Raw genomic sequence first — 14,062 nt, 5'->3', positions numbered from 1 at the left:
CAAGGCGATCACCCAAAAAACTCTGTACTACTCAGAACGATTGCTCAAATGCCGCAAAATTCGCTGTGCTGCTCCCAGTAGTCATTGGACGGGGCCAGGGGATTCTATCGTATGGGGTAGAAACACTGTCCGGCATGCGCTATAACCTCGCCTATCCTACTTACTCACCCACTGGAACGTCGTTCTAAAATAGAGCTAAACCCATCTAACTTCTGTCTCATGGCCTTAGAGTCGCCATCGCCACACTTTACCCCCACGCCGGAAGCTGTGGCCTATTTGCAACGAGTCTCACGCCTTGCTGCTAGTGGGCAAAAACCATCCGAAGCCGTTGACTTGAGAGAACTCGAAACTGAGACTTTAAGTTGGGCTTTTAGTGCTTTGATTGGAGAACAGCTGAAGCGATTAAAGATATCTGGGGAAAACACTGGCCTGGATGAGTTGATCGAGCGAGCGAGCACTTTTACTGCTAGAGGCGACACTGATGGCGATGCCTGTTTTTACTACACCCTAGGTACCGTATACGACTATCGCTACAGCCTGCACCATGATCCGCAAGATCTAGTCTGGGCTGAGGCCGCCTACCGTCGCGCTGCTGATGCCACCTCCTCGCCTAAGATAAAGCTTTTTGCTATTGAAAAAGCCGCCGATAGCCAATATCGACTCGGCATTGCCCGCACCCAAGACGGCGCGTGGTACGAGGGGTTGGCCCACCTGGAAGCCAGCCTGCACACCTATCGCGAGGCTGCGAGTCGCCTGGGCCGCGCCGACGCCCTGCAACAAATGGCCCGCACCCACTACCTCATGGGCAACTTCGACAAGTCGCGGCTGTACTTTCGCGATGCCCTGCGGCTCTATCAGGCCGAGGCCAACCCCCTGGGCGAGGCCAACTGCCGCACCGGGCTGGGACGGTTGCTGTTGCGGCTCAACTTTGTGGAGGACGCCCTGGCGGAGCTACGGCAGGCTTGCGACCTGTATCGCCTGCTCGATCAGCCCACTCGTCTGCAAGAAGCCCAAGCCACTTATGAACTGGCCCAAAAGGTGAAGAAGAAACAACCTCTATGAGCACCTTTGACGATCTCTTTCAGGCTAAAGATGACCTATACGAGCAGTGGAACCTAACAGCGCTCCCCTTCGCCGAAAGTGCCGAAAAGCTCCAGCAGTTGAGTCAGGTCTTCACCGGGCGGCGGGATGAGCTGAGCCAGGTGATCAATCAGTTCAGCAGCCGCGATGCCAAATCCATCCTCGTCTACGGCTGGATCGGCATCGGCAAAACCGCCTTCGTGCGGGAAGTGCTCGAAGGGTACGATCGCAACCTGGGCGATCGCGTCCTCACCGCTTCCATCAAGCTGGAACCCCACACCGACCTCGCCACCGCCGCCCTCATCGCCCTCGCCCGCGAAATGCCCCACGACGACTGGGCACAGTTTCAGCTCAATCGGCTGGGGCTGCGGCCAGATCGCGACCTCTACAACCGCACCACCACCGCCGGGGCCAACATGGTGTTTCAGGGCACCGTCGAAGAACAGCGCGTCAATCCCGAAGCGCCCCAGTTCCCCAACCTCAGCTTCGAAGACCTGCTGGAACGGGCCATGGCGAAACACGACCGGGTGATTATCGCGATCGACGACCTCGACAAGCAAGACCCCGCCGTGGCCCGCCAACTTTTGCTCAACGCCCAGGGGTTGCTCAAAGGTCGCGCCTGGTTTTTGTTCACCGGGCATCCCTCCGGCATTACCCGCGATTACCTGATCCGCGATCGGGGCCTCTTTGACCTCGCCCTCGAACTGGGGCCATTGGACGAAGACACCAGCTACACCATGCTGAAAAACTACCTCGCCAGCGCCCGTCGCCACCCCCCAGATCCCGACGATGAAGCCGCTGCCGTGCATCCCTTCACCCCCGCCACCGCCCGCGACATCTGTCGTGTCGCCGAAGGCGTCCCCCGCTGGCTCAACCGCATGGCCAGCTATGTCCTCCTTAAAGCCGTTGACCTGAAGGCTCCGCAGATTACCCCGGAGGTTTTGCAGGCGGGACTCGACCACGCCCGCGACAAACTCAAGGGCCAACCCGGCCTCACCCCCCAAGACTATTACGTCTTTGAAATGGTGCTGGAACGGCGCATCCTCTCCGACGACACCATCACCCTGGCCGAGCTCGAACAGCTCAAAATGGAAGCCTTCAGCGAGATTATGCCGATTCTGGATAAACTCGTCGCCGCCGACCTGCTCAAGCGCCTGCCCACGGAACGCGCCAGCGCCTACGCCCCCATGCCCCTGCTTAATGCCGACGCCGCCCCACCCGCCGCCCCCGATGACCCATCGTAACGGTACGGCTTTCCTTGAACTGACCAACCGTTGCGCCTAAAACCGCTCGACGTTTTCTAATCCAGGGGATAGAGGCGATCGCGCGGCTTCGCCACAGGTACGAGGGGTGGGAAACATCTTGGTGGGATTCGCCAGCCCTTGAGGATTCCAACTGGCGCGGACCCAGCACATGGTTTCCAGGTCGGCAGGGGAAAACATATCCGGCATGTAGCAACGCTTATCGGCCCCAATGCCGTGCTCACCGGAGATGCTGCCGCCCACTTTGACGCACAACTTGAGAATGTCGCCGCCCAGTTCTTCCACGGCTTCTAACTGGCCAGGCACTTTGTTGTCAAAGAGGATGAGGGGATGTAGGTTGCCATCCCCAGCGTGAAACACGTTGGCGACGCGGTAGCCATGCTTTTCGCCCAGGGCAGCAATTTCCTGCAACACATAGGGCAACTGCGTGCGCGGAATCACGCCGTCTTGCACGTAGTAATCGGGGCTGAGTTTACCCATGGCGGCAAAAGCGGCTTTGCGACCTTTCCAGAGGCGCAGACGGTCGACCGGGTCGGCAGCAATGGTCACGTTGCGCGCACCGTTTTGTTGGCAAATGGCGGTGATGCGATCGCGGCTCGCAGCGACCTCCGCAGGCAAGCCATCGATTTCGATCAGCAAAATCGCCTCGGCATCACGGGGATAACAGTCCGTTTTCACCACGTCTTCCACGGCGTTGAGGCTAAAGTTATCCATCATTTCCATCCCAGCAGGAATGATGCCCGCACTGATGACGTCAGAAACGGTGGCCCCCGCCGCTTCTACGCTGGTGAAGTCTGCCAGCAGCACATTAATCGTTTCCGGCGCTTTGAGAATCCGCAGGGTGATTTCTGTGACGATGCCCAGGGTGCCTTCAGAACCGACAATCAACCCCACCAGGTCGTAACCGGGTTGCTCGCCCACGGCACCACCGACGTCCACAATTTCGCCATCCGGCAGCACCAGCTTCACGCCGAGAATGTGGTTAGTCGTCACGCCATATTTCAAGCAGTGGACGCCGCCGGAATTTTCGGCCACATTGCCGCCCACGCTACACACACTCTGGCTCGAAGGGTCGGGCGCATAATAAAATCCGGCACCGCTGACGGCCTCGGTGACCCAGTTATTAATGACTCCCGGCTGCACGACGACTCGCTGGTTGTCATAGTCAATGTCCAAAATTTGCCGCATCGTGGCGGTGACGATCAGCACCGCATCCTCAACGGGCAGCGCCCCACCAGATAAGCCCGTGCCTGCCCCCCGAGGCACAAAGGGCACCTCAAACTGGTGACAAACCTTGATGGCGGCGGCGACTTGCTCTGTGGTGCGGGGCAACACAACTACCGGGGGCCGCTGGCGATAGCTGGCGAGGCCGTCACATTCGTATACCAACAACTCTTCTTTGCGGCGCACGACCTGGTTTTTGCCGACGGCTTTTTCGAGGGCGCGAATGATGGGTTGCCAGTCGCGCTGGGTGGTCGGGGCAGTGAGTTGAGCAACCATGGGTTTAGGAAACGATCCACTTGCGGCAGTATGTGGTTTTGATTTTATCGTTGCGGCGAGCGCTCTGGGCAGTCGGAGCGGTTCGTCTTGAGCAACTGACTTCGTGCTGAGTTCCCGAACCGACTGGCAAGCAATAGGGTTGAGTGCCAGTCATTCTGAACGGTGCAAGCTCATCGAACAGTCACAGGATACGCTCCTGGCAACCCGCTCGGGGATGCGGATCAACGGGGTTGAGCTGGAACAGGTTTGCCACGCTGTTGGCAGCTGAAACTATCAGGATTTTGGTCAGCCCCAGCGTAATAGTGAATAGCCCCTCCCTTCACTGTTTTGCACTGCCATGCAAATTCCCCCGCCGCCGCCACCCACCTATCCCCCGCCGCCACCGCCCCCGCCGCGGCCAACCTATCCGCCACCGCCGCCCCCCATTCTCTTTGGGCCGGAGCCACCCCGACCGCCAAATCCAGAAGCGGTGGTGCTCACGCTGGCCTGCGACCTGATGTTTCTCTCGGTCACGATTGGCATTGGGATTTTGCTACAGATTTTGGTGGCGACGGTTTGGCCGCCGACCATCAGCGCTGTGGAAAGAGACATGATGGAGTGGATGCCGTTTTGGGCGGTGGTGACCACGAGCCTTGGCTATCTGATGCTCGACGGTTGGCGTTGTTGGCGGCGACGATCGCAACTCCCCTTTCAGGCTGAGGCTAAGGCGATTTATCTCATTTATTGGCAGCGCTTTGAGCTGGTGATTGATGCGATCGCCGCCCATCTGCTGTTGTTGTGTTTATGCCTGCTGCTGCCATATCACCCCTTCTTTAGCAAGCTATTTATGGCGGCGGCGTTGGCGTTGCTGGCATTTGTCTTGGGCCGGGGTATGCCAACTCGGCAACTCGCGTTTGTGGCTTCCACGGGGGTCTTTACTGTGGCAATGCTGGTCATTGCGATCGCCGTGACCGTCAGCGCTTAAACCTTTGGCTCGAACCATTGCCTCCCGCCTCTTTAATAGTCGTCCCACGGTGACGATTCGGTAAGTCTCTCTGAAACACAAACCCCTGCCTGCTCCCAGCAGTCATGCAGGGCTTTCGTCCGGCGTCCGATTACGCGAACGCCGAGCAGTTCCTTTTTTCAACTCATCTGGACTGGCCTAACCATCAAAAGCGCTGATGACTGTCGGTATCGGTTAAACGTCTTGGCCACTGAGCCGATGCAGGGCCAGTCCTTGAGGAAAGCACCGCCATAACTGCGGGGTCTAGTGTTACTGTCACAGCAAGGCATTAATCGACTGAGGTAAAGAGATGAGGTACCTCCTGGCGGGAGACATTGGCGGCACCAAAACCATTTTGCGGTTGGTAGGGGCGGATGCTGCCCACTTACAAACCTGCTATGAACGGGAATATGTCTCGAAGGACTTTCCTGATTTGGTGCCAATGGTGGAAACCTTTTTGGCGACCGCCCAGGAACAGGGGGCAGACTTTGGTAAACCCACTCGGGCCTGCTTTGCGATCGCGGGGCCGGTGGTTAACAATGCCTCGAAGCTCACTAACCTGACGTGGAATCTGGATGGCGATCGCCTCGCTCGCGACCTGGAACTTGAGGCCACGGAACTCATCAACGATTTTGCCGCGATCGGGTATGGCGTGTTGGGCCTTGAGCCGGATGATCTGCATACCCTGCAAGCGGGCACCCCAGACGACCAGGCACCGATCGCCATCATTGGGGCGGGCACGGGCTTAGGCCAAGGCTTTCTGATTAAACAGGGTGAGATGTTTCGGGTCTTTCCGTCCGAAGGGGGGCACGCGGACTTTGCCCCCCGCTCCGAGCTGGAATTTCAGCTGTTGAAATATTTGCTGGACAAACACCAGATCACGCGAGTGTCTGCCGAACGGGTGGTGTCGGGGCAGGGGGTCGTGGCGATTTACCAGTTTTTGCGCGATCGCGGCATCGCCCACGGCACGGCAGAACTCGCCGAAGTGGTCGAAACCTGGGAAAGAGAAGCGGGTCAGACCAAAACCGTAGATCCGGCGGCGGCGATTTCCCAAGCGGCGCAGCAGGGCACCGATAGCCTAGCGGTGCAAACCATGAATTTGTTTGTGGGGGCCTACGGTGCAGAAGCGGGAAATCTGGCCCTTAAGCTGTTGCCCTATGGCGGGTTGTACGTCGCCGGGGGCATCGCCGCCAAAAATTTGTCGCTGATGACGGCGGGCAGTTTTCTCGATGCGTTCATTCATAAAGGGCGGGTCAGCAAGCTGCTAGAGGCGGTGCCCGTACACATTGTCCTCAATCCCCAGGTGGGGCTGATTGGCGCGGCCCGGCGGGCTGCCGGACTGTAGCGGAGCAACGCGATCGCCCCTGCCGACGACGGGAAATTTCGGGGCGATTCGGCGATCGGGTATCCTGAGGCAACAGGGGTGGAGGCTCGCCACAGCCGTTTCATCCTGCCGGAACTGAGCGATGGAACCTGGTGCCATCGCCACGTTGCCACTGTTTCAAAGCTGCGTAATTGCGAGTATGGCTGGTCATAGTAAATGGGCGAATATTAAGCGCCAAAAAGCACGGGTTGACGCGGTGAAGGGCAAAACCTTTGCCAAGCTCTCGCGAGAAATTATCGTCGCCACGCGAACTGGGGGGCCGGATCCGGCGGGCAATTTTCAATTGCGGACGGCGATCGACAAGGCGAAGGCGGCGGGCTTTCCCAATGACAATATCGATCGCGCGATCGCCAAAGGGTCGGGCCAACTCAGCGGCGATGATGCCCTCGAAGCCATTCGCTATGAAGGGTATGGTCCGGGCGGCGTCGCTGTCCTGATCGAAGCCTTGACGGACAATCGCAACCGCACGGCAGCGGATCTGCGCGCTGCGTTCAGCAAAAATGGCGGCAACTTGGGCGAAACAGGCTGCGTCGGCTGGATGTTTGACCAGAAGGGCGTTGTCACGGTCGTCGGTCCTGTCGATGAAGATGCCTTGCTGGAAGCGGCGATCGAGGGCGGGGCCGAAAGTTATGAAGCGACCCAGATCGATGACGATCGCGACGGCTTTGATGTGTTTTGTGACCCCAGCGATTTAGAGACCCTGAACAATGCGTTGCAGGCGGCGGATTATGCGATCGCTCAGGTCGAAAATCGCTGGATTCCCAGCAACACGATTGACGTGACGGACACTGACCACGCGCGATCGCTGCTCAAAATGATGGACGCTTTGGAAGACCTCGACGACGTGCAATCAGTCACTGCCAACTTTGATATGGCCGAAGATCTAATGGCCGCCAGCGTCGCCTAATCTTCGTACGTGGCCAATCGAGGTTCTGGGTGAACCCGCCAAAATTCATGCCGATGGAGCTTCGCTGTGAATGACTTGATCGGCTCCTCGTACTGGTGGTGATGAGGGCTAGGTGGGGCTAATGGTGAAGCGATCGGGTCGAGTAGCCTGCAAAATATTGCTGTCCCCATCACTGACCCACCGAGCAAAGTGCTCTGCCATCGCGGGCACTAAGCCAAACGGACTGGTAAACCCAGAAAACACATACCCCCCCGACAAACCAGGGATCGCCCCCGCTAGCGGCAAACCGTCTTCGCTAAAGGCAACGCGGCAGGCATGCCACTGCCCCGGCACTTTTTCTAGCGCAGGTATCAGAGGTTCGATGCCCTGCCGAATCCGCTGTTCCCCTCGAGTGGCGTCGAGGGCGGGCTCTAATGCGGTGTTGATGCGACTAATCTGGCCGATGCGCAGACGTCCATCCGGGAACTGGACGCAGCCAGAATCGAGCATGGGGGGACGAATTTCGTGGTTGGGTTTGTCCCACAGATCATGGGTGTCGTCATCGGTGGCTTCGGCCTCGATCGCCGATCGCGTCAAATCGGCGGGCATAATCAGAGATCGCAGTTCCCAGTCCAGCGGCGGCGTTTCCACCAGTTCGGCATGGCTGAAATACACGGGCACTTTAACGCCAGCGGTTTTGATTAGTTCGCGCGTCAGTCCGCCTGCTGCCACTGCGACATTGCCCGCCGCGTAGGCTTGGGTCGGGGTCGTAACGCCGGTAATGCGATCGCCCATGCGGACTAATCCCGTCACCGTCGCGATGATGATTTGCCCACCTAAATTTTGCAGACCGTGGTTATAAGCCTTGACCAGGGCCGCCGGATCAACGTGACCGTGACGCACGGTCAGCGCTCCCGCGATCGCCGCTGCATTCAAATAAGGCTCTCGTTCCTGGGCTTCGGCAGCCGTAATGGGGACTGGCGGCGTCTCGACAGCGGCGTAGCGTTGGGCCAGCGCTTGAGGATCTTGCCCAGGCTCCACTGTCAGCAGCAAGTCGAGTTCCCGATAGTGATGAGGCACACCCGTTTCATCGGATAAGGCGGTATATCGCGCTCGGCTCTCGCGATAAAGCTGGCGCAGCATGGCAGTGTCGCCAGACCAGTGGGGCACCCCACCATAGGTGTATCGCGTTGCACTTTCGGGGCTGGGAGATCGTTCCAGCAGCAGCACGGCTGCTCCCTGCTTGGCCAGCTCATAGCTCAGGGCCGCGCCCGTCAAGCCGTTGCCGACCACAATCCAGTCAAAGGTGGGCATGACGATTTAAGGATGAATTTGCGAGAGGATGATGCGCAGGCGATCGTAATCGTCCTTGAGTTGCACGTTGAGAATGCGGCCAGCCTGTACCAGCCAATCGCGATCGAGCTTACGCAATTGATAGACTTCACGAATCACAGCAGCAATCAGGCCATCGATTGGCGCGCTGCGCGTATCCATCAGCGTCCGCAAAAAATCGAGCTGCTCGGTAAAGGTGACCACCTCTTCGGGCTGGCAACGGTAAACCGCCTGGTGTACCTGCGGGGGACGCGGTGGCAAATGTTGATAGATGATATTGTCGCCAGCAGGGCAAAACCCCACGATCGCTACCCGAAATTCGGTTTTCAGCATGGCAAAGATCTGCGGCTGCTGTTCCCGGAGTTCTGCCAGAGAGAGCCCCAACGCCGTGGCCCGATGCACCGAATCTAACGGGCTCGTCGTTGCGTGGTACACCACACCATAAATCTGGTTGCCAGAGTCTTCATCAGCGGCCCTGACCCAACTGCCAAAGGGCGGCATCTGCGCAAAGTCTAAGGAATCCGGTTCTAGGCACTGAGCCAAAAACTCCGTCGTCGAGGTCTCAATCACTTCGGCAATGTGACCGGGTTGCCGTGACTGGGTGGCTAGCTGCGGTAAAGGCAATCGCATACAAAAAGACCTGGGTAGTGGAGGCAGGCGAACTTAGGACTGAGCACTTAAATCAGCTCCTCAAGACCAAAAGGTCGCGGTAAGGGTTTGGCAATGCCCAACCCCAACGGTCAAGGAGGCGATCTCAAGCACCCTCCTTACTTTTTGCCCCGCCGCTTGTCCAAAGCTTCTAACTCAGTCGCATTAAACGTTACGAGCTTGTCCCAGTTGCCCCCTTCAAAGAGTACGGCTACTTTGCCATCCGAAACGCGCTGCACTTGACCTTGGAATCCGTAGTAAGTGTCGTCCAGATTCACGACACGAACCGCCGCACCAGGAAAAAGCATACTCTTTGAGTTCCTAAAAAGTTCGCTACTCCATTCTTCTAACACAAAACCGTGAGGTTCTTGCATCACAGCCCGCTTGGCGCAACGCGATCGCTAATCACACGCATTGCATTTTGATATCGCTACATCAAACTGCAATGCCCAAAGAACGTTCTCTAAAAAAAGAATGGCGAACCCGGTCTTGGATTTCCTCAGTTATCGCTGAAACCAGGCCGTCAGGGCCACAGCTAAGCCATCGGCGGCATCGTCAGGTTTCGGAATTTTGGGCAACCCCAATTCGCGCATCACCGATTCTTGCACCATGCTTTTGTCGGCGTTGCCATAGCCCGTCAGCGCCTGCTTGATTTGAGCTGGGGTAAATTCCACTGGCGTGAGGCGATGCTGGGCAAGCACCAACATCACGACTCCCCGCGCTTGAGCCACCAAAATGGTGTTACCCATGCGATAAAAAAACAGCTTTTCTAACGCGACCAAGTCCGGCTGAAATTGTTGAATCAAGCTGTGCAAATCGTCATGGAGGGTGCAGAGGCGATCGCCGACCGGAGTATTCGCTGGGGTTTCAACAATGCCAAAATCGACCACCGCAGCGCCCGCTGCAGTGGCCGTAGTATCGCCCCCGTCAATGACGCCAAAACCCAAAATCGCCAGACCTGGGTCAAGCCCCAGAATCCGCTGGCCCACTAGCGCGCCCCGACTGGCTGTCGCCCATTGGTCGCCGCATCTTCGTCTTCAAGCGCCACACCAAAGACCTGACTAAAGACCTTCTCAACCTTGTAACCAGAATCAATGGACTCCAGCGGATCTTTCCGCAAGCGGTGCCGCAAGCACATCACGATCACGGTGCGAATGTCATCCAGAGTCACTTCGGTGCGCCCTTCGTAAGCGGCTAGCGCTTTCGCCGCGCGATTCGTCACAATGTCGCCGCGCAGGCCATCTACATCTAACTCCGAGCAAACTTGAGAAATCTTGATGCGGAAGTCGTGCTCAATGGTGACCTCGGCCAACCGTGCTTGGGCATCGGTAATGCGCTTTTGCAAGGCGGTTTGGGGCTCAGCAAACTTTTCTAAATAGCTCTGGGGATCTTGGTCAAAGTCCGATCGCTGTTCCACAATCTGCACCCGCAATTCTGGGTCACGCACCGTTCGAATCTCAGCGTGCATACCAAAGCGGTCTAACAACTGGGGCCGCAACTCACCTTCTTCAGGGTTGCCGGACCCCACCAAAACGAACTGGGCCGGGTGGCGAATGGAAATCCCTTCCCGCTCAACGGTATTCCAGCCCGAAGCCGCTGAATCCAGCAGCACGTCAACCAGGTGGTCGTCCAGCAGGTTCACCTCATCCACGTACAAAATGCCGCGATTGGCTTTCGCGAGGAGACCCGGTTCAAAGGCTTTGACCCCTTCAGACAAGGCTTTTTCGATGTCGATGGTGCCACAGACGCGGTCTTCGGTCGCGCCCAGTGGCAAGTCGATCATCGGCACTTTCTTGGCTGAGGTGGGCAGCGTGTCGGTGCCGCGCTCACGTTGAATATCGGGATCGCTCGGCGCGCGGCTAAAGGGATCGTCCGCCACGACTTCGATTTCGGGCAATAGGTCAGCCAAGGCGCGAATCGTGGTTGATTTGCCGGTGCCGCGATCGCCCATGATCATGACGCCGCCAATTCGCGGATCAATCACATTCAAAATCAGGGCCAGTTTCATATCTTCCTGACCGATTACAGCGGTAAAGGGGAAGACAATGCGGCGCGGAGTGGTCGAACGTTCAGCAGTCGCAATCACAGGCAAACAACTCTCTTACAAATTCTTGAGAACAGGCTTTCAAAAGTGAACCTTTATTGTGCCATAGGGGTTTGCGCCTTCACACTCCCTAGCCAGATAAATTGTGGAATCAGTTAACCGCCTATTTGCAAGCAATGGTTTGGTGCCGTGGTTCATGCTTCCTCACCGATTAAGCAATTGTTGTCTTGATCGAACCGAGTGGAACAGTTATCAATAAGGTGAAGCAGGTTCCTGGCCATATGTGACGACACTAACCGCTGGACAATGAACGGTTCGTCAGTTAAGCCATTCAACTGAGACAATATTGTTGTAAATGCTGAGCGATCGCAGAGGCCTTGACTGGCGGTGTTGTGACTGCTTGCAAAGACTGCTCCAGATAATTTTGGTAATAACCTTGGGCTCGCCGACTCAAGCTGTTCACAGTCGCATCATCTTGTTCTATGGCTGCCATCACTGCCCGTGGGGTCACGGCCAATACCTCAGTCTCCTCGGGGGTCGTCATGACCACATCCGGCAAAGGAGTCCCTAAAAATAGGCTCATTTCACCCAACACATCGCCGCGTCTAAATCTTTCTGTTGGTGCTTGGGGTTGATAACTCAAAAATGCTCGCCGTTCCTGAGGGTCAGAAATTTCCTGCCCTAACGCCTCATACAAACAATATGCCGAGGCGACATCTTGAGCTTTACGTTGGGTCAACGGGAATGCAATGGGACCAATATGACTCGCTAATTGGCTAGCGGCTCGATTGAGCAGTCGGGGATTCAGGGGGTAGCGTGATGAAGTTTTGGGCCGACGGCTAAACGGAGTAAATGATGGAGTAAATGTTTGACTGCCCGCTGGCTTGGTCGCCTCTAGTTGAATCTCGATTTCTCCTTTGAGCACGATGATTAGCGCCTCTGGCGGAAATGTTCGCTTGGTCAGCAATTCACCAGTATCAAAAAGCAACTTTTGGGAATTTTTGATGACCCCCTGCTGGGCTTGGTGACTCAACTCTTGGAAGAACTCAATGCCTTGAATAAGTGGCTGAATGTGCTTGGACTCACTCAATTGATGCTGATTGCCAAAGCCAGCTCGGCTGAGCGCGTACCACAGCCGACATCGGATTTCTGAGTCGGTGTGAATCTCTGCCTGGTGATGACTTTTGGGGTAGTAGAAAAGCCGATACTGAGTTTCATCAAGACTGTATATCCCCATTCGGGTGAAAACAGGTTGGTCGACATCAATGTTGGGATTAGGCGTATTTAAGACGGCATTAGTGGCAACTTCAGCAACTTTGCCAGGAGGAACAGTCGCAGGAGCCGTAAACTCTATCGTGCGATATACCGAACTGCCAGTTGCGATTACGCCAATTAAGTTTTGAGCAATTGAGCTATTCGGCACGTGCAAAATCTCTCCCGAATTCAAGCGAATTTCGGTTGATCGCCAATCCATTTTGGCGATGTTACCTTCGTATCCGTTAAACCGGACGCGATCGCCGATATGAAAGGGTTGGTCAAACTGAAGAAACACCCCCGAGAGAAAGTTGCCTAACGGAGTTTGTAAAGCAAAGCCAATGATCGCACTTGCGATCGCCGACGTTGCGGCTAAGGCCGTAATGTCGCGCCCCAATATCGGAAAGATCACAAATGCGCAGGCAACATATAGGAGAATAGAGACAACGATTTTTAACAGATCAGAAGGCTGTTTGCGCGTGGCTCTGACAAACCAAACGTTAATGAGTAGGAAAGAAAGGATATCAACAACAATGATGCTGAGCCCAACTAGCACGATCGCCTGAAAAACCTCGACCAAAGCTTCCGGGGTCGTCTGTGGACTATTGATCAGCAGTAAATAAACGAATAGCGTGAAACCCGTTAAGGCACTCACCAGGATAATTCTTGAGTTAAGCATGCAGCTGTATGGAATGATCAACAGGGCTAACGAATATTTTCTTCTTTATTCAGTAGCGCTTTATTCAAAGTCGTAATCAGTCGATTAATCGATCGATTAAGTCGCCCAATGGCATCCGTTCTGTCTTCGGGTAATTGACTCTCAATTTCGGTTTCTCTCAGGCTGATTTCTTCCACGAGTTGAGTGATTTTCCCCAGGGGAATCGTGAGCCACTTCCGAACGATAATGCTCAAGGCCGCATAAGCTAGTAAGAAAACCCCAGCAATCAGTACAAGATAGGAAAAGACAGAACTAATTGCCTGCTGATCCTGAATCTCTGTCGGAACCGAGATAATTCTCGTTCCAATTGTTTCATTCAGCTCCCAGCCAAATCCGTTAGAGCGCCCATAGGTTTTGATAAGTCCTGGAGGGGCAACATCTGGTGTGCTATGACATTCCAGACAACTGGTTGAGTTGACGCGAATCGGCTCCGCGACGAATAATGTGGACTGCCCACCACGATTAACGCGTTCGTCAACGACCTCATTTGCATCTGGATTTTGAATAAAATACTGAATCAGCTCTACTTGCCACGCCTCAGCTAAGTCTTTAGGGTTTGTAGGATTGAGGGCACGCTCACTATAGCTATAACCAGGATAGTCTTCATTCAATCTGTCAAAAAGTTCCTGAGCGGCGAAAGAAGGTACTGTTTCTCTGACAAAACCATCATCATTGATTGAGAGTGGCTCGATTCTTTCGGTTGTGTAGTTACGAGCCGAAATTGCTGTGCTGAGTAAAATCCGTGCGGTATTAGCAACATTGGCACGGGCATCCTGCTTTTCTAGAATAAATGCAGAAGCACCAGCAATTAGCCAACCCCCGAAAAAGATTACTAAAATAACGATGGCTAATCGATTTTGAAGCTTCATGAAATCCTGGTTTACTACTTCATGGCTTGATTAAAACGAGAGATCGATTTTCACTGCTGTTCTAGATAAGCCATTGAATGGCTGAACAAAATTCATCGTAGCA

Annotated in this window: 13 protein-coding genes; 5 read left to right on the top strand and 8 right to left on the bottom strand. The window is 55.5% G+C overall.

All coding sequences use genetic code 11. The annotated features are described in order from the left end of the window. Positions 1–219 precede the first annotated feature (219 nt). Positions 220–1,062 (top strand): tetratricopeptide repeat protein, encoded by an 843-nt coding sequence (locus tag DYY88_RS20260; protein WP_039727148.1) that lies wholly within the window; start codon positions 220–222, stop codon positions 1,060–1,062. Beyond that, complete coding sequence (locus DYY88_RS20255) at positions 1,059–2,324, top strand: AAA family ATPase (RefSeq protein WP_044151237.1); 1,266 nt, start codon at positions 1,059–1,061, stop codon at positions 2,322–2,324. The genes DYY88_RS20260 and DYY88_RS20255 overlap by 4 nt, the downstream gene beginning before the upstream one ends. A 36-nt stretch (positions 2,325–2,360) precedes the next feature. Here DYY88_RS20255 and glcD read toward each other — a convergent pair whose 3' ends face one another. Beyond that, a complete protein-coding gene (gene glcD, locus DYY88_RS20250; RefSeq protein WP_039727147.1) occupies positions 2,361–3,842 on the bottom strand; it encodes a glycolate oxidase subunit GlcD in 1,482 nt (493 codons plus the stop codon). 337 nt (positions 3,843–4,179) lie between these two features. On the opposite strand from glcD, the gene DYY88_RS20245 reads away from it, so the two are divergent. The 3 genes from DYY88_RS20245 (at position 4,180) to DYY88_RS20235 (ending at position 7,115) form a co-directional block, all read left to right on the top strand. Further along, positions 4,180–4,806: a hypothetical protein gene (locus tag DYY88_RS20245; RefSeq protein ID WP_039727146.1), complete on the top strand. Its 627-nt coding sequence runs from the start codon at positions 4,180–4,182 to the stop codon at positions 4,804–4,806. A 328-nt stretch (positions 4,807–5,134) separates the two neighbouring features. Next, a complete protein-coding gene (locus DYY88_RS20240; RefSeq protein WP_039727145.1) occupies positions 5,135–6,169 on the top strand; it encodes a glucokinase in 1,035 nt (344 codons plus the stop codon). Positions 6,170–6,290: 121 nt separating this feature from the next. Next, a complete protein-coding gene (locus DYY88_RS20235; protein WP_437438593.1) occupies positions 6,291–7,115 on the top strand; it encodes a YebC/PmpR family DNA-binding transcriptional regulator in 825 nt (274 codons plus the stop codon). Positions 7,116–7,223: 108 nt separating this feature from the next. On the opposite strand, the gene DYY88_RS20230 is transcribed toward DYY88_RS20235, so the two are convergent. The 7 genes from DYY88_RS20230 to DYY88_RS20200 all read right to left on the bottom strand — a co-directional run bounded on the left by DYY88_RS20230 (position 7,224) and on the right by DYY88_RS20200 (position 13,959). Next, complete coding sequence (locus tag DYY88_RS20230) at positions 7,224–8,408, bottom strand: NAD(P)/FAD-dependent oxidoreductase (RefSeq protein ID WP_039727143.1); 1,185 nt, start codon at positions 8,406–8,408, stop codon at positions 7,224–7,226. Positions 8,409–8,414: 6 nt separating this feature from the next. Then, a complete protein-coding gene (locus DYY88_RS20225) occupies positions 8,415–9,056 on the bottom strand; it encodes an HAS-barrel domain-containing protein (protein ID WP_039727142.1) in 642 nt (213 codons plus the stop codon). Positions 9,057–9,193: 137 nt separating this feature from the next. After that, a complete protein-coding gene (locus tag DYY88_RS20220) occupies positions 9,194–9,382 on the bottom strand; it encodes an NAD(P)H dehydrogenase subunit NdhS (protein ID WP_039727140.1) in 189 nt (62 codons plus the stop codon). 195 nt (positions 9,383–9,577) lie between these two features. After that, positions 9,578–10,063, bottom strand: coding sequence for a crossover junction endodeoxyribonuclease RuvC (ruvC, locus tag DYY88_RS20215; RefSeq protein ID WP_039727138.1), 486 nt, complete (start codon positions 10,061–10,063; stop codon positions 9,578–9,580). Then, entirely contained in the window at positions 10,063–11,160 is a 1,098-nt protein-coding gene (gene bchI, locus DYY88_RS20210) for a magnesium chelatase ATPase subunit I (protein WP_039729931.1), read from the bottom strand. Before bchI ends, ruvC begins: the two co-directional genes overlap by 1 nt. 289 nt (positions 11,161–11,449) lie before the next feature. Then, positions 11,450–13,051 carry a mechanosensitive ion channel family protein gene (locus tag DYY88_RS20205; protein WP_039727135.1) on the bottom strand — a complete coding sequence of 534 codons (1,602 nt, stop codon included), beginning with the start codon at positions 13,049–13,051 and terminating at the stop codon, positions 11,450–11,452. A 26-nt stretch (positions 13,052–13,077) separates the two neighbouring features. Next, on the bottom strand, positions 13,078–13,959 hold the full coding sequence (locus tag DYY88_RS20200; RefSeq protein ID WP_039727134.1) for a Tll0287-like domain-containing protein: 882 nt from the start codon (positions 13,957–13,959) through the stop codon (positions 13,078–13,080). Positions 13,960–14,062 lie beyond the last annotated feature (103 nt).

This window comes from Leptolyngbya iicbica LK, assembly GCF_004212215.1.
Classification (GTDB): Bacteria; Cyanobacteriota; Cyanobacteriia; order Phormidesmidales; family Phormidesmidaceae; genus Halomicronema; species Halomicronema iicbica.
Note: the sequence above shows the minus strand (reverse complement) of the source record. Positions and strands in the feature narration are given on the sequence as shown.

What these genes read in the sequence shown, in the direction of transcription:
- DYY88_RS20260 (WP_039727148.1), top strand. Translation starts at nt 220, where the DNA reads ATGGCCTTAGAGTCGCCATCGCCACACTTTACCCCCACGCCGGAAGCT.
- DYY88_RS20255 (WP_044151237.1), top strand. Translation starts at nt 1,059, where the DNA reads ATGAGCACCTTTGACGATCTCTTTCAGGCTAAAGATGACCTATACGAG.
- glcD (WP_039727147.1), bottom strand. Translation starts at nt 3,842, where the DNA reads ATGGTTGCTCAACTCACTGCCCCGACCACCCAGCGCGACTGGCAACCC.
- DYY88_RS20245 (WP_039727146.1), top strand. Translation starts at nt 4,180, where the DNA reads ATGCAAATTCCCCCGCCGCCGCCACCCACCTATCCCCCGCCGCCACCG.
- DYY88_RS20240 (WP_039727145.1), top strand. Translation starts at nt 5,135, where the DNA reads ATGAGGTACCTCCTGGCGGGAGACATTGGCGGCACCAAAACCATTTTG.
- DYY88_RS20235 (WP_437438593.1), top strand. Translation starts at nt 6,291, where the DNA reads ATGGAACCTGGTGCCATCGCCACGTTGCCACTGTTTCAAAGCTGCGTA.
- DYY88_RS20230 (WP_039727143.1), bottom strand. Translation starts at nt 8,408, where the DNA reads ATGCCCACCTTTGACTGGATTGTGGTCGGCAACGGCTTGACGGGCGCG.
- DYY88_RS20225 (WP_039727142.1), bottom strand. Translation starts at nt 9,056, where the DNA reads ATGCGATTGCCTTTACCGCAGCTAGCCACCCAGTCACGGCAACCCGGT.
- DYY88_RS20220 (WP_039727140.1), bottom strand. Translation starts at nt 9,382, where the DNA reads ATGCTTTTTCCTGGTGCGGCGGTTCGTGTCGTGAATCTGGACGACACT.
- DYY88_RS20205 (WP_039727135.1), bottom strand. Translation starts at nt 13,051, where the DNA reads ATGCTTAACTCAAGAATTATCCTGGTGAGTGCCTTAACGGGTTTCACG.
- DYY88_RS20200 (WP_039727134.1), bottom strand. Translation starts at nt 13,959, where the DNA reads ATGAAGCTTCAAAATCGATTAGCCATCGTTATTTTAGTAATCTTTTTC.